28 protein-coding genes and 1 pseudogene are annotated in these 24,999 nt (G+C 70.8%); 17 read left to right on the plus strand and 12 right to left on the minus strand.

What is annotated here, in order from left to right; translation table 11 throughout:
* Positions 1-15: 15 nt before the first annotated feature.
* Positions 16-695: pseudogene (locus AB0383_RS12585) on the plus strand (LLM class flavin-dependent oxidoreductase).
* A 42-nt stretch (positions 696-737) separates the two neighbouring features.
* On the opposite strand, the gene AB0383_RS12590 reads toward AB0383_RS12585, so the two are convergent.
* The 6 genes from AB0383_RS12590 to AB0383_RS12615 form a co-directional block, all read right to left on the minus strand.
* A complete protein-coding gene (locus AB0383_RS12590; protein ID WP_220246333.1) occupies positions 738-998 on the minus strand; it encodes a hypothetical protein in 261 nt (86 codons plus the stop codon).
* Positions 995-1,822, minus strand: coding sequence for a TNT domain-containing protein (locus AB0383_RS12595; protein WP_364186753.1), 828 nt, complete (start codon positions 1,820-1,822; stop codon positions 995-997). The genes AB0383_RS12590 and AB0383_RS12595 overlap by 4 nt, the downstream gene beginning before the upstream one ends.
* Positions 1,823-1,942: 120 nt before the next feature.
* The gene (locus AB0383_RS12600; protein WP_366187007.1) at positions 1,943-2,506 is read right to left on the minus strand and encodes a GNAT family N-acetyltransferase; all 564 of its coding nucleotides are present in this window, start codon (positions 2,504-2,506) and stop codon (positions 1,943-1,945) included.
* A gap of 1 nt (position 2,507) precedes the next feature.
* Positions 2,508-3,449, minus strand: a complete 942-nt coding sequence (locus tag AB0383_RS12605; protein ID WP_364186759.1) for a hydroxymethylglutaryl-CoA lyase — start codon at positions 3,447-3,449, stop codon at positions 2,508-2,510.
* 1 nt (position 3,450) lies between these two features.
* Entirely contained in the window at positions 3,451-4,044 is a 594-nt protein-coding gene (locus AB0383_RS12610) for a PH domain-containing protein (protein WP_364186762.1), read from the minus strand.
* A gap of 191 nt (positions 4,045-4,235) precedes the next feature.
* Positions 4,236-5,045: a biotin--[acetyl-CoA-carboxylase] ligase gene (locus AB0383_RS12615; protein WP_366187010.1), complete on the minus strand. Its 810-nt coding sequence runs from the start codon at positions 5,043-5,045 to the stop codon at positions 4,236-4,238.
* A gap of 158 nt (positions 5,046-5,203) precedes the next feature.
* Here AB0383_RS12615 and AB0383_RS12620 point away from each other — a divergent pair, with 158 nt between their 5' ends.
* From AB0383_RS12620 to AB0383_RS12650, 7 genes are all read left to right on the plus strand, one after another.
* Positions 5,204-6,286 (plus strand): C40 family peptidase, encoded by a 1,083-nt coding sequence (locus tag AB0383_RS12620; RefSeq protein WP_366187369.1) that lies wholly within the window; start codon positions 5,204-5,206, stop codon positions 6,284-6,286.
* Positions 6,287-6,339: 53 nt separating this feature from the next.
* A complete protein-coding gene (locus tag AB0383_RS12625; RefSeq protein ID WP_366187012.1) occupies positions 6,340-6,777 on the plus strand; it encodes a hypothetical protein in 438 nt (145 codons plus the stop codon).
* 1 nt (position 6,778) lies between these two features.
* Positions 6,779-7,465: a hypothetical protein gene (locus AB0383_RS12630; protein WP_366187014.1), complete on the plus strand. Its 687-nt coding sequence runs from the start codon at positions 6,779-6,781 to the stop codon at positions 7,463-7,465.
* A complete protein-coding gene (locus tag AB0383_RS12635; protein WP_366187016.1) occupies positions 7,462-8,328 on the plus strand; it encodes an alkaline phosphatase family protein in 867 nt (288 codons plus the stop codon). The genes AB0383_RS12630 and AB0383_RS12635 overlap by 4 nt, the downstream gene beginning before the upstream one ends.
* 77 nt (positions 8,329-8,405) lie before the next feature.
* Entirely contained in the window at positions 8,406-9,635 is a 1,230-nt protein-coding gene (locus AB0383_RS12640) for an MFS transporter (RefSeq protein WP_366187018.1), read from the plus strand.
* A complete protein-coding gene (locus AB0383_RS12645; RefSeq protein ID WP_366187020.1) occupies positions 9,632-10,609 on the plus strand; it encodes a hypothetical protein in 978 nt (325 codons plus the stop codon). Before AB0383_RS12640 ends, AB0383_RS12645 begins: the two co-directional genes overlap by 4 nt.
* Before the next feature lie 67 nt (positions 10,610-10,676).
* Entirely contained in the window at positions 10,677-11,510 is an 834-nt protein-coding gene (locus tag AB0383_RS12650; RefSeq protein ID WP_364181442.1) for an NBR1-Ig-like domain-containing protein, read from the plus strand.
* A 160-nt stretch (positions 11,511-11,670) separates the two neighbouring features.
* On the opposite strand, the gene AB0383_RS12655 is transcribed toward AB0383_RS12650, so the two are convergent.
* Positions 11,671-12,654, minus strand: coding sequence for a helix-turn-helix domain-containing protein (locus AB0383_RS12655; RefSeq protein WP_366187022.1), 984 nt, complete (start codon positions 12,652-12,654; stop codon positions 11,671-11,673).
* Positions 12,655-12,724: 70 nt separating this feature from the next.
* Between AB0383_RS12655 and AB0383_RS12660 the strand changes: the two genes are divergently transcribed.
* Entirely contained in the window at positions 12,725-13,423 is a 699-nt protein-coding gene (locus tag AB0383_RS12660) for an NAD(P)H-dependent oxidoreductase (RefSeq protein ID WP_364181447.1), read from the plus strand.
* Here AB0383_RS12660 and AB0383_RS12665 read toward each other — a convergent pair.
* The gene (locus AB0383_RS12665; protein ID WP_366187024.1) at positions 13,397-13,699 is read right to left on the minus strand and encodes a hypothetical protein; all 303 of its coding nucleotides are present in this window, start codon (positions 13,697-13,699) and stop codon (positions 13,397-13,399) included. The two genes, AB0383_RS12660 and AB0383_RS12665, sit on opposite strands and share 27 nt — an antisense overlap.
* A gap of 233 nt (positions 13,700-13,932) precedes the next feature.
* Complete coding sequence (locus tag AB0383_RS12670) at positions 13,933-14,097, minus strand: NAD(P)-binding domain-containing protein (RefSeq protein ID WP_364181844.1); 165 nt, start codon at positions 14,095-14,097, stop codon at positions 13,933-13,935.
* On the opposite strand from AB0383_RS12670, the gene AB0383_RS12675 reads away from it, so the two are divergent.
* Complete coding sequence (locus tag AB0383_RS12675) at positions 14,086-14,385, plus strand: winged helix-turn-helix transcriptional regulator (RefSeq protein WP_364181846.1); 300 nt, start codon at positions 14,086-14,088, stop codon at positions 14,383-14,385. The two genes, AB0383_RS12670 and AB0383_RS12675, sit on opposite strands and share 12 nt — an antisense overlap.
* On the opposite strand, the gene AB0383_RS12680 is transcribed toward AB0383_RS12675, so the two are convergent.
* Complete coding sequence (locus AB0383_RS12680) at positions 14,375-14,920, minus strand: NAD(P)H-dependent oxidoreductase (RefSeq protein ID WP_364181452.1); 546 nt, start codon at positions 14,918-14,920, stop codon at positions 14,375-14,377. The genes AB0383_RS12675 and AB0383_RS12680 overlap by 11 nt on opposite strands.
* An 81-nt stretch (positions 14,921-15,001) precedes the next feature.
* Here AB0383_RS12680 and AB0383_RS12685 point away from each other — a divergent pair, with 81 nt between their 5' ends.
* A complete protein-coding gene (locus tag AB0383_RS12685) occupies positions 15,002-15,418 on the plus strand; it encodes a MarR family transcriptional regulator (RefSeq protein WP_220246315.1) in 417 nt (138 codons plus the stop codon).
* Positions 15,419-15,438: 20 nt separating this feature from the next.
* Here the strand turns inward: AB0383_RS12685 and AB0383_RS12690 are convergent, their stop codons facing one another.
* Positions 15,439-16,245: a GNAT family N-acetyltransferase gene (locus AB0383_RS12690; RefSeq protein WP_364181455.1), complete on the minus strand. Its 807-nt coding sequence runs from the start codon at positions 16,243-16,245 to the stop codon at positions 15,439-15,441.
* 70 nt (positions 16,246-16,315) lie between these two features.
* Here AB0383_RS12690 and AB0383_RS12695 point away from each other — a divergent pair, with 70 nt between their 5' ends.
* Together AB0383_RS12695 and AB0383_RS12700 are read left to right on the plus strand one after the other, a co-directional pair.
* Positions 16,316-17,950, plus strand: a complete 1,635-nt coding sequence (locus tag AB0383_RS12695) for an acyl-CoA carboxylase subunit beta (RefSeq protein ID WP_220246313.1) — start codon at positions 16,316-16,318, stop codon at positions 17,948-17,950.
* Between the two features lie 8 nt (positions 17,951-17,958).
* Entirely contained in the window at positions 17,959-18,174 is a 216-nt protein-coding gene (locus tag AB0383_RS12700; RefSeq protein ID WP_364181459.1) for an acyl-CoA carboxylase subunit epsilon, read from the plus strand.
* Positions 18,175-18,748: 574 nt separating this feature from the next.
* Here the strand turns inward: AB0383_RS12700 and AB0383_RS12705 are convergent.
* Positions 18,749-19,360, minus strand: coding sequence for a TetR/AcrR family transcriptional regulator (locus tag AB0383_RS12705; RefSeq protein WP_366187028.1), 612 nt, complete (start codon positions 19,358-19,360; stop codon positions 18,749-18,751).
* Between the two features lie 98 nt (positions 19,361-19,458).
* On the opposite strand from AB0383_RS12705, the gene AB0383_RS12710 reads away from it, so the two are divergent.
* The 4 genes from AB0383_RS12710 (at position 19,459) to AB0383_RS12725 (ending at position 24,957) form a co-directional block, all read left to right on the plus strand.
* Positions 19,459-20,769: an MFS transporter gene (locus AB0383_RS12710; RefSeq protein ID WP_366187030.1), complete on the plus strand. Its 1,311-nt coding sequence runs from the start codon at positions 19,459-19,461 to the stop codon at positions 20,767-20,769.
* A gap of 267 nt (positions 20,770-21,036) precedes the next feature.
* Positions 21,037-21,657: a helix-turn-helix transcriptional regulator gene (locus AB0383_RS12715; protein WP_364181468.1), complete on the plus strand. Its 621-nt coding sequence runs from the start codon at positions 21,037-21,039 to the stop codon at positions 21,655-21,657.
* Positions 21,638-23,266, plus strand: a complete 1,629-nt coding sequence (locus AB0383_RS12720) for a DHA2 family efflux MFS transporter permease subunit (RefSeq protein ID WP_366187032.1) — start codon at positions 21,638-21,640, stop codon at positions 23,264-23,266. The genes AB0383_RS12715 and AB0383_RS12720 overlap by 20 nt, the downstream gene beginning before the upstream one ends.
* A gap of 1,061 nt (positions 23,267-24,327) precedes the next feature.
* Positions 24,328-24,957 (plus strand): nucleoside triphosphate pyrophosphatase, encoded by a 630-nt coding sequence (locus AB0383_RS12725; protein ID WP_364181477.1) that lies wholly within the window; start codon positions 24,328-24,330, stop codon positions 24,955-24,957.
* Positions 24,958-24,999: the final 42 nt, after the last annotated feature.

A 24,999-nucleotide genomic window follows, 5' to 3' on the forward strand; every position in this document is an offset into this window, starting at 1 on the left:
TTCGCGCTGCTGGCGGTGGCTGCCACCGCGACGGAGCGGGTCGAGATCGGCTCCAACATCCTCAACACTCCGTGGTACTCGCCGGTCCTGCTCGCCCGCATGCTCACGACGCTCGACCAGCTCAGCGGCGGCCGTCTCATCCCGGGCTTGGGCGTGGGCTGGTCCCCCGACGAGTTCCGAGCGATCGGCGCGCCCATGAACGAGCGCGGCGCGCGGTTCGACGAGATCCTGGATGTGCTCGATGAACTGTGGACCGCCGATCCTGCTTCGCACGAAGGCCGCTTCTGGCAGATTCCCGCCTCGCGTTCCGCGTTGAAGCCCGTCGCAAGCCGCCGATCTATCGCGCAGGCTTCTCGCCGTCCGCGATGCGCCGTGTCGCCCGCCGCGCCGCCGGCTGGCTCCCGGCTGTGGTTCCGCCGCACATGACCGACCTCGACGCCGCGATCAACCAGCCGATGGCGACGATCCGCGCGATGCCCGCCGAAGCCGGCCGTGACCCGGCGGAGCTGGACATGATCGTGCGGATCTACCCGACGGACCGCAGCGACGAGGTCGTCACGCACGTCGCCGACACCATCAAGCGCGTCGAGGACGAGACCGACGCCGACCACGTGCTCGTCGACCTGATGTACCAGGCGGACCAGGTGGACGAACTACTCACGCTGGTCGACGGCGTGCTCAAGGCCGCTCGCTGAACCAGCTCGTGAGTGGCGGTTCGCCCCGCTCTCACGAGCGATTCAGTGGCCGGGCAGCACGCCGACGGCGCCGCGCGCGACCTGCGACCACGCGAGGCGGCCGAAGAGGTAGTGGCAGGCGACCTGCTCGGACGTGAAGCGCGCCCAGTCGTAGCGGTTGCCCTGCTCGCGCCAGAAGACTTCCCAGCCCTCGTCGTCGGCGGGCATGAGGCACCACGCGTTGTCGGCCTCGGTGCCGACGGAGACGACCTCGGCGGGCACGCCCAGCCGGTCGAGCCAGCGCCGGATCGACTGCGTGTTCATCGCACCTCCCGCGTGACGTCGGCCAGGAACCCCAGGGTGACCAGCTCGTCGGCGGCCAGCACGGCACGGTAGCGGATCCCGCCGCCCGGCTGCCCGAACCACTCCGGCGCGGTCGAGCTCCACATCGGCACGGGCTTCACCACGCGGTAGCGCCGGTAGCCGGCGCGGCGCGTGGACTCCGGCAGCGAACGCTGCGCGAACGGCGTGCCGCCGACGGCGAAGAGGCGGCCGTGCTCGTCACCGAAGCGGTCGAGCCACGTGTTTTCCGGGAGTACCACGGCTTTTTCTTCCTGAATCGGTGGCCACGCGGTGTCCTCGGCGCCCGGCTCGTAGCCCTCGAAGAGCGCAGCGGGCGGCTGTGGGTCGGCGGGTGGCGCGGGCGTGCGACGGAGGCCGCGCGAGACGTACTCGAGCGTCGCGGTGTCGTCGAGCAGCGCCGAGTCCGGGTGGTCGAACGGCCCCGAACCGTTGTCCGGCAACGGCAGTTGCACCGCGGGCCGGTCCGCGGCCACGGGCAGGTGCCCGATCGGGAACATGTGGACCAGGAACAACGCCAGCACGCTCTCGCGCTCGGTGCGCAGCGCGCCCATCGGCGGAGGCGGAGGCGGCGGCGCCGGGTACGGCGCGGGCCCGCGGAAGACCTGGTTGTGCGGCCGGCCCGCGAACGGCAGGCGCGGGGCCGGCCGTGCGGGCGGGAGGCGGGTGCCGGTCGGAGGTGTCGGAACGTCGTCGAACCCGCCGTCGAGCAAGCCGCCGTACTGCGCGGGCAGCCGGATGGGCCCGGTGGCCAAGTCGGTGTCGACCGGTTCGGCGTGTTCGGACACGGACACCCTCTTCTCGGTTGCTCCGGCTTCAGGAAAAACGTCCGCCGCGCCAGCCGGTTCCACACAATTCCCCGATAGGGGGAACTTCCGCGCGGCACCGGACAAGGTGGTGAATCCACCTTATCCGGCGCGGACGATCTTCCGCCTCACCAACGCCCGCGCCGCTCCGCGTCGTTCGACGACCGCGAAATCCGCGCGCGTGAACAGGCCGAGCGTCCCGTGGTAAAGATCCGCAGGCGGCCGGTCGCCGGCAGCCACGGGGTAGCCCTCGACGACGTCGGCGCCGTGCGCCGCCGCGTACTCGACGGCCGCGTGCAGGAGCTCGGTCGCGAGTCCTTGCCGACGGCCGCGGCGGTCGACGTAGAAACACGTCACGGCCCAGACGTTCCCCGGTTCGGCCGAGGCCGCCACGGGAGAGCGCGCCAGCCGCGGGTTGTCGGGCTTCGGCGACACCGCGACCCAGCCGAGCGGCTCACCGTCGACCACGGCCAGCAGACCCAGCGGCACACCGGATTCGGCCTCGCCGCGCACGTGCGCCTTGCGGCCGTCGCGCCCCGCGGCCTTGAAGTCCGGCCCGACCAGGCGGAAGAACGCGCACCAGCAGCCGCCCTGCACGCCACCTGGCCCGAAGAGCTGCTCGAACAGCGGCCACGAAGCCGTATCAAGTGGGACGAACTCGGGCATTTCAGCCCGCGAGGGCGTTCACGACCCGCGACGGGGACGGCCGGCCGAGCCGCCCGGCCATCCACACGCTCGTCTCCACGAGCTTGCCGAGGTCCACGCCGTGCTCCACGCCGAGGCCCTCCAGCAGCCACACGAGGTCCTCGGTGGCGAGGTTGCCCGTGGCCGACTCCGCGTACGGACAGCCGCCGAGGCCGCCGGCCGACGAGTCCACAGTAGACACTCCGGCGCGAAGTGCGGCCTCGGTGTTGGCCAGGGCCTGGCCGTAGGTGTCGTGGAAGTGAACGGCCAGCGCGGAAACGTCCACTCCGGACTTCTCGAACTCCTGGACCAGCCTCGTGACCTGGCCCGTGGTCGCGACGCCGATGGTGTCGCCCAGCGACAGCTGCGAGCAGCCGAAGTCGAGCAGCCGCTTGCCCGCGCGCACGACCTGCTCGGCCGGCACCACGCCCTCCCACGGGTCACCGAAGCACATCGACAGGTAGCCGCGCACGTCCAGGCCCTCGGCGCGCGCCCGCGTGACGACCGGCTCGAACATGGCGAACTGCTCGTCGAGCGTGGAGTTCAGGTTCTTCTGCGCGAAGGTCTCGGTGGCGCTGGCGAAGATCGCGATGTCAGACACGCCGGCATCGAGCGCGCGGTTGAGGCCACGCTCGTTGGGCACGAGGACCGGGTAGCGAACGCCCTCGCGGCGGTCGAGGCCGGCGAGCAGCTGTTCGGCGTCGGCGAGCTGCGGCACCCACTTCGGGTGCACGAAGCTGGTCGCCTCGAGCGTGGTGAGGCCGGCGCCGGCGAGGCGGTCGAGGAACTCCAGCTTCACCTCGACCGGCACGACGGCGGACTCGTTCTGCAGGCCGTCGCGCGGACCGACCTCCCAGATCGTCACGCGCTGCGGCAGGCCCTCGGCGGCGACCCGTTCGGGCAGGCCGACTTCGCGGGCGCCCACGTCAGCGCCGCCGTCCGCGCGGCGGGTGGTTCGTCGGCGGCAGCGGCTCGGTGTCCTGGGGACCACCCTGTCCACCCTGCCCCGGTGCGCCGCGGTAGTCGTCGTACGGATTGTCGTTGACCTCGCGGTAGATCACCGTGTGCACGCGCTCGACGTGAGGGATGTCGTCGAACTTCAGCGGCTCGTCCGAAGCCGACTCGATGATCAGCGTGCCGCAGCCGAACACCCGGTCCAGCAGGCCGTGCTCGAACTGGACGCTGTTGATGCGCGACATCGGGATGTCGATGCCGGTGCGCTTCACCACGCCTTCTCGCGCGATCAACCGGTCGGTGGTCACGATGAAGTGCGTGGTCCGCCAGCGCACCAGCGGAGCGAGGAACAGCCACACCACGAACACGAGCGCCACCACGCCGATGGCGATCATCGCGACGTTGTTCCACGGTGCCGTCGCGTCCTGCGCCAGCAGGATGAGCCAGACGGCGGCCGCGATCGTGATCACGAAGGCCACGAACGGGAAGATCAGCATCTTGAAATGCGGGTGGCTGTGCACCACCACTTCCTCGTTCTGGCTGAGCAAATCGTCCGGATAGGCCACGGCGGACGCTCCCCTGGTTCATGTCTTCGCTGGTCGACTCACCGTACCGGCGCGAGGGCGCTCGCGGCGCCCGGACACCGCGGTTTACCGATCCGACCAAAAGTAGGCCGACCCCCGCGCGGCACGTAACCGTTGCCGCGAAGCCGTTCGGCCGTGACTGTGGTCGGATTGGTAACGATCGGCACAGCAGGTCACGCCGGGCGCACGTGCACGACGTCGCCGGCGGACACGGTCACGCGGCGGCCGTCGGTGGCGTCGACCAGCAGCTGCCCGGTCGCGTCGAGGTCGGCCGCGTGGCCGGTGAGGACGCGGCCGCCGGGCAGCTCGACGCGCACCTCCTGGCCGAGGGTCGCGCAGTGGGCGCGGTAGTCGTCGAGCAGGCCGGCGGCGGTGAGGTCGCCGAACGTGGCGCGCCAGCGGCGTTCGAGGTCGTCGAGGCGGGTGAGCAGGGCGAGCGCGACCTCGGTGCGGTCCGGGTCGGCGGCGCCCTGCTCGGCGAGGGACGTCGCGGGCAGGCCGCCGGGGCCGGCCGGCACGTCTTCGCCGAGCGGCAGCACGTTGAGGCCGATGCCGAGCACGACACCCGGCTCGCCGTCCGAGACGGCCTCGGCCAGGATCCCCGCGCACTTGGCGCGGTCGGGTCCGGCGAGCACGTCGTTGGGCCATTTGAGAACGGCGTCGACTCCCAGCTGGGCCGCGACCCCGCGCACGGCGAGGCCGGCCACCACGGACAGTGAGCCGAGCGCCGCGAAGGGGACGCCCGCGGGTCGCAGCGCCACGCTCAAGTACAGCCCGGCGCCCTTCGGCGAGCTCCACGAACGCGCCCGCCGGCCGACGCCCGCGGTCTGCTGCTCGGCGAGCAGCACCGTGCGGTCCGCACCCCCGTTTTCCAGGGTTTCCCGCAGGTCGGCGTTGGTGGAGCCGGTGGACTCAACCACGTCCACCCGGGAGTACCGATCGCCGAGTCCCTCGCGCAGTCGCGCTGCGTCCATGCCAGACATGTGCCCAGAATATGAGAGTCCCCCTAACGTGCAAGCGACTCGCTCGTTACGCAGAGGTGCGCTCTCCTAGATTGGACGCCGTGACGCCGCCTGACCCCGAGCACAGCGCTGTGCCCGATTCAAAAGACGTGCCGGATTCAAAAACCGGGCCGGAAGAAATTGCCGCGCACTCGTCTGCCACTGCCGGCAAGGGGGCAGGCAAGTCCTGGGCGCGCGGTGCGTTCCACCGTGGCCTCGTCGCGCTGCCGCTGGTGGCCGGTCTCGTCACCGCGGGCTGGCTCGTGGCCGATCGTGAGCAGCCCGCGCCGCAGACTCCGGTCGCGACCGCCGCCACGGCTCAGGCCGGACCGTCGGTGCTCGAGGTGAGCGCGCCCGTCGCGGCGCAGGAACCGGGGCAGGGCGCCTCCGGCGGTGGAGGCAAGACGCCGTTGCAGCAGTGGGCCGAGTCGCTCGCCGGCCCCCTCGACATCCCCGCCGACGCGCTGATCGGCTACGCCAACGGCGAGCTCGCGCTGCGCTTTGAAGACCCCGGCTGCCACCTGTCGTGGGTGACGCTCGCGGGCGTCGGCGAGGCCGGCTCGGACCACGGCCGCCACGGCGACAACCCGATGGGCCTGTCGCCGACGGCGTGGAAGAAGTACGGCGCGAAGATCCCCGGCATCGACAAGCCCGCGCTGACCGACCCCAGCTCGGCGTCGGTCGCCGCGGGCCGCGCCCTGTGCGCCGGCGGCGCCGACCTGTCCGCGGGCACGGGCTGGTGGAAGTCGATCGCGGCGTACGCGAGCAAGGACACCGAGCTGTTCCGCCAGCGTGTGCTCGGCAACGCGCAGCTCTACGCCACGCTCTCCCTCGACCCGGCGAAGGCGAACAGCCCGGCCGTGCGCGCCACCCGCTTCGCCCTCGGCCAGCTCGGCCTCCCCTACGTCTGGGGCGGCAACGGCCCCGACGCCGGCGCCGCGGGCTTCGACTGCTCCGGCCTGACGAAGGCGTCGTACGACAGCGCCGGCGTCGCGCTGCCCCGCACGGCCGACAGCCAGTTCCGCTCCCTGCCCCCGGTCACCGGTGAACCCCAGCTGGGCGACCTCGTCTTCTACGGCTCCCCCGCCACGCGCATCCACCACGTCGGCCTGTACCTGGGCAACGGCCTGATGATCAACGCGCCCACCGAGGGTCAGGCCATCCAGATCCACACCTACCACTCCCGCGGCGACGACTACGCGGGTGCGGGCCGCCCGGCCTGATCACCGTTACTTCGGCCGTCTTGGCGACGGGCGGGCCCGGTTAGCCTTTTGCCGTGCACAGCCAGGAATCCGGTGAGCGGCTGGTCGATCTGCTCGCGCGCTACGCACGGGTGAACGCGGACCGGACGTTCCTGAAGGGCGCCGGGATTTCCCTGCCGAGGGTCACGGACGCGACGAGGCACGATGCGGACGTGCTGGCTGCCTCCGGTCGTCCCCACGACGTACTGCGGCGGACCACCCACGACGAAGCGGTCGCCACGCTCCGGGCGCTCGGTACCGCGTGGGACGTCCGCGACTCGGCGTCGGTGTGGGTTGCGGGGTTGTGGGCGTGGCGGCCCGCGCTGACCGGGGTCCTGCTCGCGCGCGGGCTGCCCGAGCACGAGTCCGTTCCGTATCGGGGACCAGCCGTCTGCCGGGTGTGCGGGACGAAGCCATCACCGGTTCTCGCCCAGACGGAAGAGTGGTTCCGGAGGCGCGCCGATCGACGGTGACGTGCCGGAACACGTCCTGGCCCTGGAAGAGCTAGCCGGACAGCCGCGTCCGGTTCCGTCCGAGCACGACCGCTGGGTGCTGCGCGCGATGCTGACCGTGCTCCGCACCTTGCCCGACGGCAAGGGTTACGGAGCTGCTCGCACGGAGCTGAAGCGCCACCGGCTGCTCGACACGACCGCGGTCCATGCCTACGGCAGCGTGCTGGAGGAGCTCGCGCTCGTCGGCGTGGTGGCCACGGCGGAGCACCCCGGGCTGGTGCGGCGCTGGTCGGACTACGTCGAGCGGGACCAGCGCCCGAGCGACCGGGTCGTGGTCCAGGCACCGCCGGCGTGGTGGCGATCGTCGGACGGCCTGCGCGAGGACGTCGCGCGCGAGGTGTTCGCGGACTTCGACACCGGCGACGCCGTCCACCGGAGAGGACTTCCTGGTCGCCACCGCCTGAACCCGTATCCACCCCGCGAGATCGCGCCGGTTTCCGGATGGGGCGGTTCAATCGGCCACCCGGCCGATCCGACCGCCCCATCCGGACGCCGGCTCAAAGGCGATCTCGCCCACCCCGGCGGATCCGGGGCAAATAACACAGTTGTTCATTTTCCGACCACGCGCCGGACCCCAACCGGGCACGCCCCGGCCCGCTGGCGTCCCCATCATGAGTCGCCCTTCCCCCCGACCCAGGAGGACTCATGATCCGCAAGCGGATCGTGGCCGCGCTAGCCGCGGCGACGCTGGCCGCCGCCGGCGTGGTTACGGCGGCCGTGACGAACACCGGTGAACCGGACGTGGCGCCCGCCGCCGCGGCCGTGCCGGCGTTCGACCACATCGTGCTGGTGATGTTCGAGAACACGAAGGCCTCGTCCATCACCTCGTCGGCCGCTCCGTACTTCACGTCCTTGGCAAGCCAAGGCGCGAAGTTCACCAGCTCCTTCGCCATCACCCACCCGAGCCAGCCCAACTACGTCGCCCTATTCTCCGGCGCCACCCAGGGCGTCACGAGCGACTCCTGCCCCGCCAACCTCGGCAGCAAGGCCAACCTCGGCCAGCAGCTGATCGGCGCCGGCAAGACGTTCAAGGGCTACTCGGAGTCCATGCCGTCCGACGGTTACACCGGCTGCTCCAGCGGCACCTACATGCGCAAGCACAACAGCTGGGTGGACTTCTCGAACGTCCCGGCGGCCAGCAACGTCCGCTACTCCAGCTTCCCCACCGACTACACGAAGCTGCCCACGGTTTCCTTCGTGACGCCGAACATGTGCAGCGACATGCACGACTGCTCGATCGGCACGGGTGACACCTGGCTCAAGAGCCACCTCGACTCGTACGCGCAGTGGGCCAAGACGCACAACAGCCTGCTGATCGTCACGTTCGACGAGGACAGCGGCACCTCGGTCAACCAGATCTACACCACGTTCGTCGGCGCCCACGTGAAGCCGGGCAGCTACTCCGAATCCATCAACCACTACACGGTCCTGCGCACCATGGAGGCCTCCTACGGCCTGCCGGGTATCGCGGGCGCGGCGAGCAAGTCGCCGATCCTCGACGTCTGGCAGTGATCCCTCCCGCGGGCGCGTCCACTGTGGACACTTTCGGCACAGTGGGCGCGCCCGCGGGCTCCAGAAGGGCGCGTGGCGTGTACCTCTCCACCATCGGCCGCAGCGAGCACAAGGTCTCCCGAGGGAAGATCGCCGCGAACGTGCTCGCGCTCGGCACCGTCAGCCTCGTCACGGACATCTCCTCGGAGATGGTCACGGCGGTGCTGCCCATCTACCTCGTCCTCAGTCTGCACCTGAGCCCCGCGATCTACGGCCTCGTCGACGGCCTCTACACCGGCGCGACGGCGCTGCTGCGGCTCGTCGGCGGCTACCTCGCCGACCGCGTGAGCCGGCGCAAGGCCATCGCCGGGATCGGGTACGCGATCTCGGCCGTCGCGAAGCTCGGACTCGTCGCCGCCGGGGCGTCGGCGGGCGCGATCGGCGCGGTGATCACCGCCGACCGCACCGGGAAGGGCCTGCGCACCGCCCCGCGCGACGCGCTGATCACCTTGTCGGCGCCGCAGGACATGCTCGGGCGCGCGTTCGGCGTGCACCGCGCGATGGACAGCGCCGGCGCGTTCGCGGGACCGCTCGTGGCGCTGGGCGTGCTCGCGCTGGTCGGCGCTTCGAGCACCGACGCGTTCGACGCCGTGTTCGTCACCAGCTTCTGCATCGCGGCGATCGGCGTGCTGCTGCTGATCCTCTTCGTGCGGGACCACCGCACTCCCCGCCCGGCCACGGGCACGGTGTCCCCTCGCGCGGCGGCAGCGTTGCTGAAGTCGGCGCCCGTGCGGCGGCTGCTGATCGCCGCGTGCGTGCTCGGGACGGCGACCATCGGCGACGGTTTCGTCTACCTGCTGCTGCAACGCCGGGAAGACATCGGTACGGGATGGTTCCCGCTGCTGGCCGTGGGCACGAACCTCGCCTACCTCGTGCTGGCCGCGCCGCTCGGCTCACTGGCCGACCGGTTCGGGCGGCTGCCGGTGGTGCTCTGCGGCTACGGCGCGCTGGTCGTGGTCTACCTGCTGCTGGCCGGGCCGGTGTCGGGCTGGCCGCTGGTGGTGCTGTCGCTCGCGCTCTACGGCGCGTTCTACGCGGCCACCGACGGCGTGCTGATGGCGCTGGCGGGACCGGTGCTGCCGGAAGCCCTGCGGACCACGGGCATCTCGCTCATCCAGACCGGCCAGGCGGTGGCGTACTTCGTCTCGTCCGCGCTGTTCGGGCTGGCGTGGCAGGTGTGGGGCATCGGGCCGTCGATGGCCGTGGCGGCGGGCGCGGCCGTGCTCGCGATCGTGGTGACGTTCGGACTCCTTCGGAAGGCGCGATGAAAACGCGGATCTTGGTGGCAGTGGCGGGCGTCGTGGTGCTGGTCGCCGCGGCGGCGGTGTACGTCGGGATGGCGGCGGCGCGCAACCGCGATGTCGCGGCCACCGGCACGGTGTCCCTGGCTCCCGGCCCGCGGCTGCTCGTGCGCAGCACGGCCGACGCCTCGCGTGGCCACGTCGTCACGGTGTCGATCACGGACCCGGGCGGCCCGCGCGCGGTGTCTCCGGTGACGTGCGCGCGCGTCTACGCCGCCGCGGGCACCGGCCTGTGCCTGCGCCAGGACGGCGACCTGACGACGTACCAGCTGGCGGTGCTCGACTCCGGGCTCACGTCGAAGCGCGAGATCCCGCTGGTCGGCCTGCCCAACCGCGCGCGCGTCTCGCCGAGCGGCAACCTGGTCGCGTGGACGGTGTTCGTCACCGGCGACTCCTACAACGGCGGCGTGTTCTCCACCCGCGCCGGCATCCTCGACACGCGCACGGGCGAGCTGGCGCCGTCGCTGGAGGACTTCGCGGTGACGCTGAACGGCAAGCCCTACCAGGCCGTGGACCTCAACTTCTGGGGTGTCACGTTCACCCGCGACGACCACACCTTCTACGCCACGATGTCCACGGCCGGGCGCCGCTACCTCGTGCGCGGCGACTTCCGGGCGCACACGATCGTGTCCATCCGGGAGAACGTGGAGTGCCCCTCGCTGTCGCCGGACAGCACGCGCATCGCGTTCAAGTCGGCCATCGACGACGACCCCGCGAAGGGCTGGCGCCTGTCGGTGCTCGACCTCGCGTCGGGCCGCGTGACGCCGCTGGCCGAGACCCGCAGCGTCGACGACCAGGCGGCGTGGCTCGACGAGCGCTCCGTCGCGTACGCCATTCCGCGCGGCACCCAGCACTCGGACGTCTGGACGGTGCCGGCCGACGGCAGCGGAGTGCCGCGCGTGCTCGTGCCGGACGCGGAGTCGCCGGCGGCGCTGGGCTGATCGTCGCCCGGACCCCGACGAGTGTCAGACTTGTCCGGAACAGCGGATCTGACACCGAGGGAGAGCGATGAGCACGGAGCCGGACCCGGCCGACGTGCTCGCCGCGGAGCTGGCCGCGCTGCGTGCGAGCGCCGGCAACCCGTCGTTCCGCAAGATGGCCGAGCGCTCCGGCTGCATCTCCCACACCACCTTGCACGAGGCTGTGAAGGGCACGCGGTTCCCGTCGTGGGAGACCACGCGGGAGTTCGTGAAGGCGTGTGGCGCGGACGAAGAGCCGTGGCGGGCGCGGTGGGTGGAGCTCAAGGGCGTGCCGCCGGTGCCGGAACCCGTCGCGGTCGCCGCGCAGGCCGCGCCGGGTCCTGCCGAGCCTCGCAGTCCCGAGCCGGACGTCGAAGGTGTCCGCCTCGCCCCGCCGCCGCGCAAACGCTCCACCCGGCGGAACGCGCTGGTCGTGGCCGCTGCCGTGATCGCCGTGCTCGCGGCGGTGGCCGCGTTCGTCATCCCCGGCAAGCTGAGCACCCCGGCGGGCGACGCGAGCGCCCGCGTCCCCGGCGACAACACCAAGTTCATCGCCGACGTGACGGTGCCCGACGGCACGGCGGTGCACGTCGGCGTGACCGTGCAGAAGGTGTGGGAGCTCGAGAACTCGGGTTCGGTCCGCTGGCACGAGCGCTACCTGCAGCGCATGGACCTGCCGCCCGCGCCGGGCACCTGCCGCACGCCCGACCGCGTGCTGATCGGCGACACCGCACCCGGCGAGCACGTGATGATCAGCGTGCCGGTGACGGCGTCGGACGCGCCGGGCCGCTGCTGGATCGGCTGGAAGATGGTCGACGCGGCGGGCACGGAGTTCTTCACGACGAAGCGTCCGGTGTACGTGCTGGTGACCGTCGTCCCCTGACGCTGTCAGATTCTGTAAGACCTGGTCAGGTCGGTACCGAACACCCCGTTCCCGCCGGAAAATGGATCGCAGCGAAGGCGTGCCTCCCCCGTCTTCGACGGATTCTGGGGGTCGGTCCGTGGGGTGGCCCGGGCGAAGGGTGCCCCACGGACCGCCGATTTCACGCCGTGCGGCGGAATGTGCTCCGGTAGGCGCTGGGCGACACCCCGAGCGCGCTCTGCAGGTGCTGGCGCAGCGACGCCGCCGTGCCAAAGCCGCAGTCGGTCGCGATGCGGTCGATCGGCAGGTCCGTCTCCTCCAGCAGCTGCCGCGCGCGTTCCACGCGCTGCTGAGTGAGCCACTGCAACGCCGAGATCCCGACCTCCTCCCGGAAGCGCCGCGTGAACGTCCGCACGCTCATCGCCTCCTTCGACGCCAGATCGCGCAGCGTCAGCGGCCGGTCGAGGTGCTCCAGCGCCCACGCCCGCGCGGCGCCCGTCGAGGCGGCCTGCGGCTCGGGCACCGGGCGGCGGATGAACTGCGCCTGCCCGCCCTCGCGGTGCGGGGAGACGACGGTGCCGCGCGCGACCTCGTTGGCCACGGCCGCGCCGAAGTCGCGCCGGATCAGGTGCAGGCAGAGGTCGATGCCGGACGCGACGCCGGCGGAGGTGAAGACGTTGCCGTCTTCGGTGTAGAGCACGTCCGGGTCCAGCTTCACGCGCGGGTACTCCAGCTGGAAATCACACGCCGAACGCCAGTGCGTGGTCGCGCGGCGGCCGTCGAGCAGGCCCGCGGCGGCGAGCACGAACGCGCCGGTGCAAATCGACGCGATGCGCGCGCCGGGGCGGATGCGGTCGATGGCGCCGGCCAGCGCCGGCGGGTACTCGCGGCCGGTGGGCTCGTACTCGAGCGACGACGCCGGGATCACCACCGTGTCGGCCTCGGCGATCGCCTCCGGCCCGACCGCGACGGGGATGACGACGTCGGAGTCGGTGCGGACGTCGCCGGGCTCGGGCGTGCAGGTGACCACCTCGTACAGCGGCTCGCCCTCGGCTGAGCGCGCCTGGCCGAACAGCCGGTGCACGATGCCGAGCTCCATCACGAGCATGCCGTGGCGCACGAGCACCGCCACGTGGTGCCTCTCCGGGTGCCGAAAAACGGACATGGCCCGATTCTTTCACAGGTTGTCCATCGGGCCACTTTTCCCGAGCCAAGCCGGGAGCGACCCTGACGACATGAACGTCCTCTGGCTCTTCGCCCACCCCGACCCGCACTCCCTCGGCGGCGCGCTGCGCGACGATGGCCTGGCGACGCTGCGCGCCCTCGGCCACGACGTGCGCGAGTCGGACCTGTACGCCATGCACTGGAACCCGGTCGTCGACGAAATCGCGACGGTTCCGGACGACGTCCGCGCCGAACAGGCCAAGCTGACTTGGGCCGATGCCGTGGTCTTCCAGTTCCCGCTCTGGTGGTACGGCACGCCCGCCACGCTGAAGGGCTGGTTCGACCGCGTCTTCGTGAAGGGCTACGCCTACGACGTCCACCGCCCCGACGGCCGCCCCGCCCGCTACGGCGAAGGCGCGCTGGCCGGCAAACGCGCACTGGTCGTCGTGACCACCGGCTCGCCCGCCCCGGCCCTCGGCCCGCGCGGCGTCAACGGCCCGCTGCCGGACCTGCTGTTCGGGCTGCAGCACGGCACGCTCTTCTACACCGGCATGTCGGTGCTACCGCCCTTCGCCGTGTACGACGCGGACCGCATGACGGCGTGCGCGTTCGCTTCAGCCGCTTCCGGTCTCCGTTCGCGGTTGCGGGATCTCGCATGCACGGAGCCCCTCCCGTTCCGCCCCCAGAACGGCGGCGACTACGGCCGTGACCTGGTGCTTCGGCCCGAAGTCGCCCCCGGCCGCTCAGGCCTGGACGTTCACCTCGGCTGAGGGCTGCCGGATCACCTCGACGACGCTGGCCACACCGTGCTTTCCGTGGCCCTTCGCGACCGCCCGGTCGAACAGCTCACGCACCGCCGCCGGCACCCGTGCGTCGAGACCCTGTGACGCCTCGACGAGGTGCGCCAGCCCGCGCACGTTGATGTCCACAGAGGACACCTCCGTGCGGTAGTCCCCTGACGCCACCGCCTCTCCGAGCCGCGGCAGGTTCGCCCCCACGGCGTCGAGCCAGCCCGTCGCCACCGGCGTGAACCGCTCCGGCGCCACACCCTCGCCGCCGACCGCCGAAGAGAAGCCGGGCCGACGGCGTGCCGATTGCCTGCGGCACGGCCCTGATCACGCCGTCGACGTAGGTAATGCCGCGCTGCGAAGCCCACTCTGCCGTGGCACGGGCTTCGGCGGGCGTGCCGGAGGTCAGGTTCACCAGCGTCGTCCCGGCGGGGAGCCGTTCGAGCACCGGCCGCTGGGTGTTGTATGTGGACAGACAGGTGACGACGACCTCACGTGCCTCGGCGGGGTCGGCCAACACGGCGAACCCAGCGGCCTTCCCGGGGCGTGCGGTTCCACACGGTGACGTCGCACCCGGCGCGCCTGAACGCCGCCGCAAGCGCCGAGCCCATCCGCCCCAGCCCGAGCACGCTGACCTGCTTCGGATTCCTTTCCATGGCACCGATGCTGCGGGGTGGCTTTACTGGGATCTCAAGCGCAGCGTGGCGGGGATCAGCGAGAAGATGCTGATCCAGTCGTTGCGCGAACTGGAGCACGACGGGATCGTGCACCGCGAGGCCTACACCGAGATCCCGCCGCGCGTCGAGTACTCGCTCACCGAGCGCGGGCAGGCGCTCAACACCGCACTGCTGAGTCTCGGCGAATGGGGGCGAGACGAACATGCACCACATCGCCACCACCCGAGGCGCGCTGCCCGCGCGCGGTCGCTGACGCCTACCCGGTGAAGAGCGACGCGGCCGACTTCATGGCCGTGTCGTCGGCCAGCACGTCGCCGGGCCTGCTCCCGTTGCCCAGCAGCACACCACCCCAGTGCATGCCCAGATACGCGGCGGTCTTCTCCAGCGTGCCCACCAGCGGGTCGGCCTGCTCGGGCCCCTCGCTCAGCACGCTGACGCCCCACAGCGTCTTGCCCTTCATCCGAGCCTTGAACTCCGCCCCCGGCACCCGCATCCACCCCGACCAGTAGTCCAGGTACAGCTTCACGCTCGCCGCGACCGAGTACCAGTACACCGGCGAGGCGATCACCAGGTCCGTGGCCGCGAACGTCGCGTCCATCAGCACCTTCTCGTTGCCCGCCGGCTCCGGGTGCTCACCGAAGCCGTGCCGCCGGTCCTCGAACGCGGGCAGCGGCACCTCCGGCAGCCGGATCCACGTTTGCTCGTGCTGCCGGGGGATCTCCCTCGCGGCGCGCCGGGCCAGCATCTCCGTGTTGCCCCCGGCGCGAGCGGCTGCCGCCAGGAACAAGAAGCTCCGATCCATCACGATCTCTCCCCGGTCAGATCTATGCATGTGCATTCAAATGTTGTCACTGCATGTACTCTGTCGTCAAGGGGAGGGCCGATGAGCAACGACGAAGACGCCTGGGGCCGGCTGCTCCTGCTCCACACCCGGGTCGAGCAGGAGCTGGCGAAAGCCTTGCAGCGCAAGCACGGCATCGGGTTGTCCGAGTACCGGGCGCTCGGCAAGCTGGCCGCGGCGCCCAAGGGCGAGCTGCGGATGCAGGAGCTGGCCGAGGCGGTGGGGCTGAACCAGAGCTCGGTGAGCCGCATGGTCGCGCGCCTCGAGGACCGGGGCCTGAGCGTCCGCGATCTCTGCGAAGACGACCGCCGGGGCGTCTACTCCGTGATCACCGAAGCGGGCCGCGCCCGGCACGCCGAGGTCGAGACGACCTACCGCACCACGCTCACGGCCGCGCTCGACAAGGCGGGCGCCGACCCGTCACTGGCGGCCGCGATCGCGTCAGTCCGAACCGCCTGACGCCGACCCCCTCGACAAGCTCAGCCCAGCGCGCGGTTGTACGGCGCGAACCGCCGCGCCGCTTCGCCCGGCAGCGACCGACCGCCGTGGACCAGACGGGGGGCCGGGCCGATCGGCAGCAGCCCCGACGCGCGGCACCACTCGGAAAGGCCCGCCTGGGCCAGATCCACGTCCACCCGGATCCGCCCGCCGGCCGCCCGCGCGATGCCGCGGACCAACGCCCGGGCCTGCTCCTCGTCCGGCGCGACCACCGGACCGATCACCGTCACGCCGTCCAGCACCGTGCCCAGAGCGAACCCGTCGTCGGTCACGTGGACGTGCTCGGCCTCGAACAGCAGCCGGTCCAGCAGCGCTTCTCGCGCAAAGCCCTGCGCGCCGGCGTCGAGCGAGTACACCCGGGCCACATCGGCCGGTGTGATCGGCCGCGAAGCCGGACCACCGTCGTCGGCGAGCACGCCGATGTGGCCTTCGCAGCCGCCGTCGACCACGAAGCCCAGCGACTCGTACAGCCGCAACCCGAAGTCGCTCGCGTGCAGGAACACCGTGGCGTCGCCGGCGGCCTCGACCGCTGCGGAGGTCACGCGGCCGCCCAGGCCCTGACGTTCGTGCCGAGCGGCGACCACGACCATCGAGATCGACGCGACCGGTCCCGTCTCGACCAGGATCGAGGTGGCGGCGAGCCCGCCGTCGGGGGAGTCGATGCCGAAGCCGCGGCCGACGTCGAGCAGGATCGACCACTTGCGGTGCTCCCGCGGCCAGTCGCGGTCGGCTCCGAGATCGAGGCAGGCGGACAGGTCGGCGGGCCCGAGCGGGCGGACGGGAAGCACGCCGCCAGCCTATGCCCGGGGAGGCGTACGCCACACGCGAAGCGACCTGGCGGTAGCTAAGCTCCGCTTCATGAGCAGTGCGACGCAGCCGCTCGGGACTCCGCCCGAGGAAGAACCGGACATCCACACCACGGCCGGCAAGCTCGCGGACCTCTACCGCCGCTACGACGAGGCCGTGCACGCCGGATCCGAGCGTGCCATCGAGAAGCAGCACGCCAAGGGCAAGAAGACGGCCCGCGAGCGCATCGACCTGCTGCTCGACGAGGGCTCGTTCGTCGAGCTCGACGAGCTGGCGCGCCACCGCTCCACCAACTTCGGGCTGGAGAAGAACCGTCCGTACGGCGACGGCGTGGTCTCGGGCTACGGCACCGTCAACGGGCGGCCCGTGTGCGTGTTCTCCCAGGACGTCACGGTCTTCGGCGGCGCGCTCGGCGAGGTGTACGGCGAGAAGATCGTGAAGGTCATGGATCTCGCGATCAAGACCGGCTGCCCGATCATCGGCATGAACGAGGGCGGCGGCGCGCGCATCCAGGAAGGCGTGGTCTCCCTCGGCCTCTACGCCGAGATCTTCCGCCGCAACACCCACGCGTCGGGCGTGATCCCGCAGATCTCCCTGATCATGGGCGCGAACGCCGGCGGGCACGTCTACTCCCCAGCGCTCACCGACTTCGTGGTGATGGTCGACGAGACCTCGCAGATGTTCATCACCGGCCCGGACGTCGTGAAGACCGTGACGGGCGAGGACGTGACCTTCGAGGAGCTCGGCGGCGCGCGCACGCACAACACCAAGTCCGGCGTCGCGCACTACCTCGGCTCCGACGACGAGGACGCGATCGCCTACGTCAAGGAACTGCTGTCGTACCTGCCGCAGAACAACCTGTCCGAGCCGCCGGCCTTCGAGCCGGGTGAGCCCGCCGGGTTCTTCGACGACGTGACCGACACCGACCGCGAGCTCGACACGATCATCCCCGACTCGCCGAACACGCCGTACGACATGCACGAGGTCGTCACCCGCGTGCTCGACGACGGCGAGTTCCTCGAGGTCCACGAGCTCTTCGCGCCCAACATCCTCGTGGGCTTCGGCCGCGTCGACGGCCAGAGCGTGGGCGTGGTCGCGAACCAGCCGACGCAGTTCGCCGGCTGCCTCGACATCGCGGCGTCGGAGAAGGCAGCGCGGTTCGTGCGCACGTGCGACGCGTTCAACATCCCCGTGCTCACCTTCGTGGACGTGCCCGGCTTCCTGCCCGGCACCGACCAGGAGTGGAACGGCATCATCCGCCGCGGCGCGAAGCTGATCTACGCCTACGCGGAGGCCACGGTCCCGCTGGTCACCGTGATCACGCGCAAGGCCTACGGCGGCGCGTACGACGTAATGGGCTCCAAGCACCTCGGCGCCGACGTCAACCTGGCCTGGCCGACCGCGCAGGTCGCCGTGATGGGCGCGCAGGGCGCGGCGAACATCGTGCACCGCAAGACACTCGCGGCCGCCGCGGCCGAGGGGCGTGACGTCGACGCGCTGCGCGCCGAGCTGATCCAGGAGTACGAGGACACGCTGCTGAACCCGTACGCCGCCGCCGAACGCGGGTACGTCGACTCGGTGATCGTGCCGGCGCACACGCGCGGCCACATCACGAAGGCGCTGGCGCTGCTGAAGACCAAGCGCGAAACGCTGCCGCCCAAGAAGCACGGCAACATCCCCCTGTGAGGTCTCCCGTGAGCGATCGCCCCTTGCTCCGCGTCGTCCGCGGCAACCCGGACGACGCCGAACTCGCCGCGCTCACCGCTGTTGTCGCGGCGGTGGCGGCGTCTTCGGGTGGCTCGCCCGCGCCCGAGCGGCGGACATCGTGGTGGAACGACCGCGCGACGCGGCTGGGCACGATGCCGCAGCCGGGCGACGGCGCGTGGCGGGCTTCGGCGCTGCCGCGCTGACCCGCGCGCGGTCCCCGCGAGCACGGCGCTGAACTGCGGTCGGCCGAGCCGAACCCGGGGTGAGCGTGCGGTCGGGCGACATAGAATTATGTTGTGGCACAACGTCCTCATGGGCGTCATCGGCCACGCCGTCCATCCCGCAGCGCATCTGGCGGACCCGCACAGCCCTGTGGTCCGAGTCGAGATTCTCGGTGACCTCGCCTTCTCGATCACCGACGACCAACTCTGCCCGGCCGAGCGCTGCCGCGTGCCGGAATACGGCTACTTCGCATCGCTGCTGGACCCAGACCGATGGACACTCGCGGCCGCCTCAGTGGGGAGCAAACGGACCGTCGTCGAGGTGGCGGGACGGTTGCGGCCTGCGCCAGGAACTCATAGGCCTGCACCCGGTCGGATCGCCCGAGTCGTTCACCGCATCCCACGGGGCGGCGCGCGACCGGAACGATCGAGTTGGATCCCGACTGCCTTGGCTCGGACGCCGAGTCGCGGGCCCGGGAACCATTCGGTGCACCCACCGCACCCAATGTGGCATTCGGTGCGTTCAACGCAACCAACGCCGCGTTGAGGCCGGGCGTCAGATGCCCGTGCAACCGTTCACGACGCGGTCGGCCAGCGCGTCGGTGAACTCGCGCGTGACCGGCGCGCCCGTGACCAGCACGCGGTAGTGGACGGGCCCGATGGCCTGCTCCACCAGGCAGTCGAGCTCGGTGTCGGCGGGGAGTTCGCCGCGGGCGACCGCGCGTTCGAACGGCAGCCGGTCGCGTTCGTGCTGCCCGTGGATCTGCTCCGCACGCAGCCGCGCGGCCAGCTCCGGGTCGTGCTGTGCCTGGCCGATCAGCGCGCGGAACACCGCGCCGGCGTCGGCCGTGGTCAGGAAGGTCGCCACAGCCGCAAGGTGCTCCCGCAGGTCGCGGCGCAGGTCGCCGTGGTCGGGCGGCACGAGCTCCTCGGCGAGGTCGTCGCCCAGCGCGTCCAGCAGGATGTCCACTTTGGACGGCCACCAGCGGTAGATCGTCTGCTTCGCCACGCTTGCGGCCGCCGCGATCCGCTCGATCGTGAGCCCGGCGAAACCGTGTTCCACCAGCAGGTCGTCGGCGGCCTCCAGCACGGCGCGGCGTGCGTCTTCGCTGCGGCCGTAGCGGTTCCCGTGATGCCGGCGCGTGTCCGGTGCAGTGGTGTTTCCCACCTCGGCGAGCCTAATCGGCCTTCTAGACAAGACGCAACGTCGCGTCTAGCGTAGGCCGCGGCAAAAGGGGGTCACTCGACATGTGTTCCGCGTGTGGCGTGCCGACGCACGTCCTGGAGGAAGGCGGCGGGGACGGCGCCGTCGCGACCGCGCCGCGCAAGTTCGCCGCGCTGTACAACAAGGACTGCCGCCCGTACCTGTTCGGCGCGGCGCTGGCGATGATGGCCGACAACATCGAGCACGTCATCACGTACTGGGTGCTGTGGGAGAAGTTCCACTCGCCCGCGCTCACCGGCTTCGAAGTGATCAGCCACTGGGTGCCGTTCCTGCTGTTCTCGGTGTACTTCGGCGGGCTGGCCGACCGGCACGACTGCCGGCGGATCATCCAGGCCGCGCAGGTGTTGTTCATGCTCGTGTCGGCACTGTGGGGCGTGCTGATCCTCACCGACACGCTGCAGGTCTGGAGCGCGTGCGTGCTACTGATCTTGCACGGTGTCGCGGGCGCGGTCTGGGGTCCGGGCGAACAGCTGATGCTGCACGACTTCGTCGGCCCGTCCGAGCTGCCGAGCGCGGTGCGGCTCAACGCGACCTTCCGCAGCCTGGGAATTCTCTTCGGCCCGGTCGTCGGGTCGGCACTGCTGCTCGGGCTGGGGCCGGTGGCGGGGATCTTCGTGAACGTCGCGTTCTACCTGCCGCTCACGATCTTCTTGTTCCGCACCAAGTTCACCGGCCACACGCGCGACGGCGGCATCGTGGCACGGCCGCGCGTGGGACTGTTCGACTCGGTGCGGGTACTGCGTGAGGTCGGCGCGAACCCGACGATGGTCGGGATGATCATCCTGGCCGGGCTCGGCGCGTTCTTCGTCGGCGCTTCCCTGCAGAGCGCGATGCCGATCTTCGCTCAGGACCTGGGCGCGGGCAGCGCCGGCACGGCGTACGGCGTGCTGCTGTTCGCCAACGGCGCCGGCGGCGTGCTCGGCGGCATCCTGCTGGAGGCGACGGGCCGGATCAAACCGAGCGTGTTCGCGGCGGTGGTCAGCACGGCGATCTACGGGTTGTCGAGCCTGTTCTTCGCGATGACGGCGAGCTATCCGCTGGCGCTGGTGCTGCTGGTGATCGGCGGCGTCGCGAACCTGGCGTCGATGTCGATCGGGCAGACGGTGGTGCAACTGCTGGCGAAACCGGCCGAACGCGGGCGGGTGATCGGGGTCTACAACGTCTCCGCCAACGGCCTGCGCGCCGGGAGCGGGTTCACCGTCGGCCTGCTCGGCGCGGCGGTGGGGGTGCACTGGTCGCTGGGGTTGAGCGCGGCCGCGCTGACCGTGGGCACGGGTATTTCGGGCTGGTACTCGCTGTGGGGGAAGCGGGCGCGGGAGGCTCGGAAGCAGCTGCAGCACGTGGCCGACTGAGGTTCTGGAGTCCTTTCGGTGCCCGCCGCCCCTTGCCCGGGGCGGCGGGCACCGTCGTTTGCGCTGGTCACGCACAGCGACCGCGGTTTTGTCGGTGCCGCCGGTTACGGTGTCTTCGTCGGGTCCAAGCCTTGCCATCACCGTGCGCGACAGCGCGCTCACCAGCGCAAATCACACTGGACCCGCCAGTGCGCGAAGTCGTATAGTCCCATTGCATATAGTCCACATGGAATAACCACGCCGGACCACTCGAAAGGATCAACAGCCATGGTTGCGGCGAAGCTGACCGCTCTGGGGGTGGCCGTGCTGGAGCTTCTCCACGAGAAGCCGATGCACCCCTACGAGATGGCTCAGCTCATGCGCGAGCGCTACGTGGACCAGCGCGTGAAGCTGAAGGCCGGGTCGCTCTACCACACCGTGGAACGGTTGCAGCACAACGGTTTCGTCGAGATCGTCGACACCCAGCGCGACGGTCGGCGGCCTGAGCGGACCGTGTACGCGATGACAGCGGCCGGCAAGGACGTGTTCGAGCAGCGAGCTCGGGAAATGCTGGGCGACGTCGCCCAGGAGTACCCGGAGTTCCTCAGCGGGCTGGCGGTCATCGACGACCTCGGCCGGGACAAGTCGCTGGCCGAGCTGGAGCATCGCCTCACACTGCTGCGCGCGAGCGTCGCGGCGGACCAGGTGATGTTCGAGAACGTGCGGGACAACGCGGTCCCCGAGATCTACTGGCTCGACTTCCGCTACGCGGCCGCCCACCGGGCTTTCGAGCTCGAGTGGTGCGAACGCCTGCAGGCCGATCTTTCCTCAGGGCGCATCCGGTTCCAGGACGAGAAGCCCTCCCTCAGCCTCATCACCAAGGAAAATCATGAACGCAAGACAAGCTAACCCTTGGGCCGCGCTGAGCGCGTTGTGCCTGGGGTTCTTCATGATCCTGCTGGACACCACCATCGTGTCCATCGCCGTGCCGAACATGCTGAGCAAGCTCAACACCGGCTTGAACTCCGTGGTGTGGGTGATCAGCGTCTACCTGCTGACCTACGCCGTGCCGATGCTGTTCACCAGCCGCCTTGGCGACCGCTTCGGGCCGAAGCGCGTGTTCCTCGCCGGCCTGGTCGTGTTCACGGGCGCGTCGCTGTGGTGCGGCCTGTCCGGCAGTGTCGAGATGCTCATCGCGGCGCGCGCCGTGCAGGGCCTCGGCGCCGCGCTGATGACGCCGCAGACGCTGGCGTTCATCACGCACCTGTTCGCGCCCGCCAAGCGCGGTCCGGCGATGGGCGCGTGGGGCGGCGTCGCCGGCCTGGCCACGATCGCGGGCCCGCTGCTCGGCGGCGTGCTGGTCGACCACCTCGGCTGGGAGTGGATCTTCTTCGTCAACGTGCCGATCGGCGTGATCGCCATCGTGCTGACGGTGCTGCTCGTGCCCGACTGGCAGCCGAAACACGCGCACGCCTTCGACTTCATCGGCATCTTCCTGTCGGCGGCCGGGCTGTTCTGCCTGGTGTTCGGCGTGCAGAACGGCCAGCAGTACGACTGGGGTACGGTCTTCGCCGGCATCACGGTGTTCGAGTTCATCGGCGCCGGCGTGGTGCTGCTCGTGGCGTTCGTGCTGTGGCAGAAATACAACCGCCGCGAACCGCTCGTGCCGCTCGCCGTGTTCGGCAACCGCAACTTCTCCGCGGGCACGCTCACGGCCACCACGGTCGGCTTCACGATGACCGGCATGTTCCTGCCGCTGATCATCTACATCCAGACGGTGCTCGGCCTGAGCCCCACGCTCGCCGGTGTGCTGACCGCGCCGATGTCGCTGCTGTCGGGCGTCATCGCGCCGTTCGTGGGCCGCGCGTCCGACCGCATCAACGGCAAGTACCTCGTGATGGGCGGGCTTTCCCTGCTCGCGCTGGGCATCGGCATCATCGCCGCGCAGGCCCGCCCGGACACCAGCCCGTGGGCGCTGATCCCGGCGCTGCTCGTCTGCGGTCTCGGCATCGGCTGCATCTTCTCGCCGATGAGCAACCTGACCATGGCCTCGGTGCGGCCCCAGCTCGCCGGTACCGCGTCGGGCATCTTCAACACCGCCCGCCAGGTCGGCGGCGTCCTCGGCAGCGCGGCCATCGGCGTGCTCCTGCAGGCCCGCATCAGCGCCTCCATCGCCGACGAGGCCACCACCGCCGCGGCGCAGCTGCCCGAGCAGTACCGCCAGCCCTTCGCCGACGGAATCGCCCACGCCGCCGCGTCCACCGGCGAGTTCGGTTCCTCCGCCGGCCCGGCCGCGCCCATCCCGGGCCTCCCCGCCGACATCGCCGCCCAGGCGGGCCGCCTCGCCTCCGAAGCCGTCCACAACGGTCTCACCGACGCCGCCCGCGCCACGCTGATCCTGCCGATCGCCGTGCTCATCCTGGGCGTCCTCTCGGCGGCCTTCCTGCGCCGCGTGACCCCCCGCCCCGCCCCGACGGCCACCACCCCGACCACGTCGGAAACCCCGGTCACCGCCTGACTCGGCAGGCACGCCAAGCCTCGTGAGCGCGGGCTTCAACTGACGCTCGCGAGGCTTGGCGAGGGCGCAACTCGAGCGGCTCTCGTCCCATCCGCGCCGGCGGAGCGGTAATCGCGTGTCGAACGGCGTCAGCCGCCCGATACACCTGCCACCATCAGGCCTCGGGATTCGGTTTGCGTCGAGACGGCGGCAGCCGCTGGGCTGTGAGTGTGCGGGTCGGTCCTCACCGGCTCCAGGGCTCACAAGTTAATGGCGGAGAGCACAGCTGGAGAACGACTCAAAGGCTCGCGGGCCGCACGCCGTTCGCTGGAGTAGCCGCCCCCTGCTGTCAGGTCGGTGGGCTCAGCTCGACGCTGCCATGAGGACGTGCAAGACACAGATCTTCATCGCGGATGTCGAGGGTGGCAGCGAGATTCATGATCAGCAGAGCAATGCGCAGCGCCGAAACCCGGCTGAGCGCCGGGCTCAACCCACCAAGCCGGATCACCTTAGCGGCGCGAGGCCGCACCGACCTATCCCCGCCTGCCGGACCGGTCGCGTCCTCCGTGGCCTCGGCCGCCGCCGGCCAGCGAGCGTACGGGCCGGTTCTCGCCGACGCCAACCAGCCCACACTCACGGGACTTGGCCAGTACGGCCGAAAAGACGTGCTGCCCCTCGGCCTCCGGTGCGGGAGCCGGGGCCGAGGGGCGGCACGTTTACCGCGGGAGAGAACGTCGAGGGGTCAGCAGTCAGGTGCGGCTGGGGCCAACCGGCCGGTCACCGGCACAGCTCACCCGCGCACAGGCGGGGAGCTCTTCAGCGCCTCAGAACCACCAGCACGAACAGGGTCGCGGTGTTTCGGCGCGCGCAGGCGTGCCCACCACGCGGAGCGCAGCCTGGTCGGCGGCGTGGATTCCATCACCCGGACCGTCATGCGGCACCGTGGTCCTTCCCGGCATCTGCCTTGATACCGTCGAGACGAGCTGAGGTCGATATGTTGCGAGCAACAACAAACTAGCTCCACGATCGGGTGTTGCAGGTCACAATTCGGCAACGCTCGCTACGCGCGGTAGCTTTCACCCGTGCGTCTCGTACTTGCTTCCCAGTCCCCCGCCCGTCTTGCGTTGTTGCGCGCCGCCGGGCTTGAGCCGAGTGTCGTGGTGTCCGGCGTCGATGAGGACGCCGTGGCGGCGGCGCTCACCGATCCGGCGCCCGATGAGCTCGTGATGGCGCTCGCCGCGGCGAAGGGCAACGCCGTGTTCGCCGAGGTGGCCGGTATCCACTCCGACGCGGTGATCGTCGCGTGCGACTCGATGCTGTCGATCGGCGGCGAGATGGTCGGCAAGCCCGGCACGCCGGAGGTCGCGCGGCGGCGGTGGGAGGTGATGGCCGGCAACTCCGGCGAACTGCTGACCGGCCACGCCGTCATCCGCGTCGAGAACGGTCACCGCACCAAGGAAGCCGCCGGCACGCAGCGCACCACCGTCCACTTCGGACGGCCCAGCGCCGAGGAGCTCGACGCCTACATCGCCACCGGCGAGCCGCTGCAGGTGGCGGGCGCGTTCACGCTCGACGGGCTCGGCGGCTGGTTCGTCGAGGGCATCGAGGGTGACCCGTCGAGCGTCATCGGGCTCAGCCTGCCGCTCGTGCGCCGCCTGCTGACCGAGGTCGGCGTGAGTGTCGTGGATCTCTGGACGCCTCCCACATCCTGAGAAGACTTTCACTCCACCGAGTGATCGAAGAAAGTTCATGTT

Source organism: Amycolatopsis sp. NPDC051373 (assembly GCF_040689465.1).
GTDB lineage: Bacteria > Actinomycetota > Actinomycetes > Mycobacteriales > Pseudonocardiaceae > Amycolatopsis.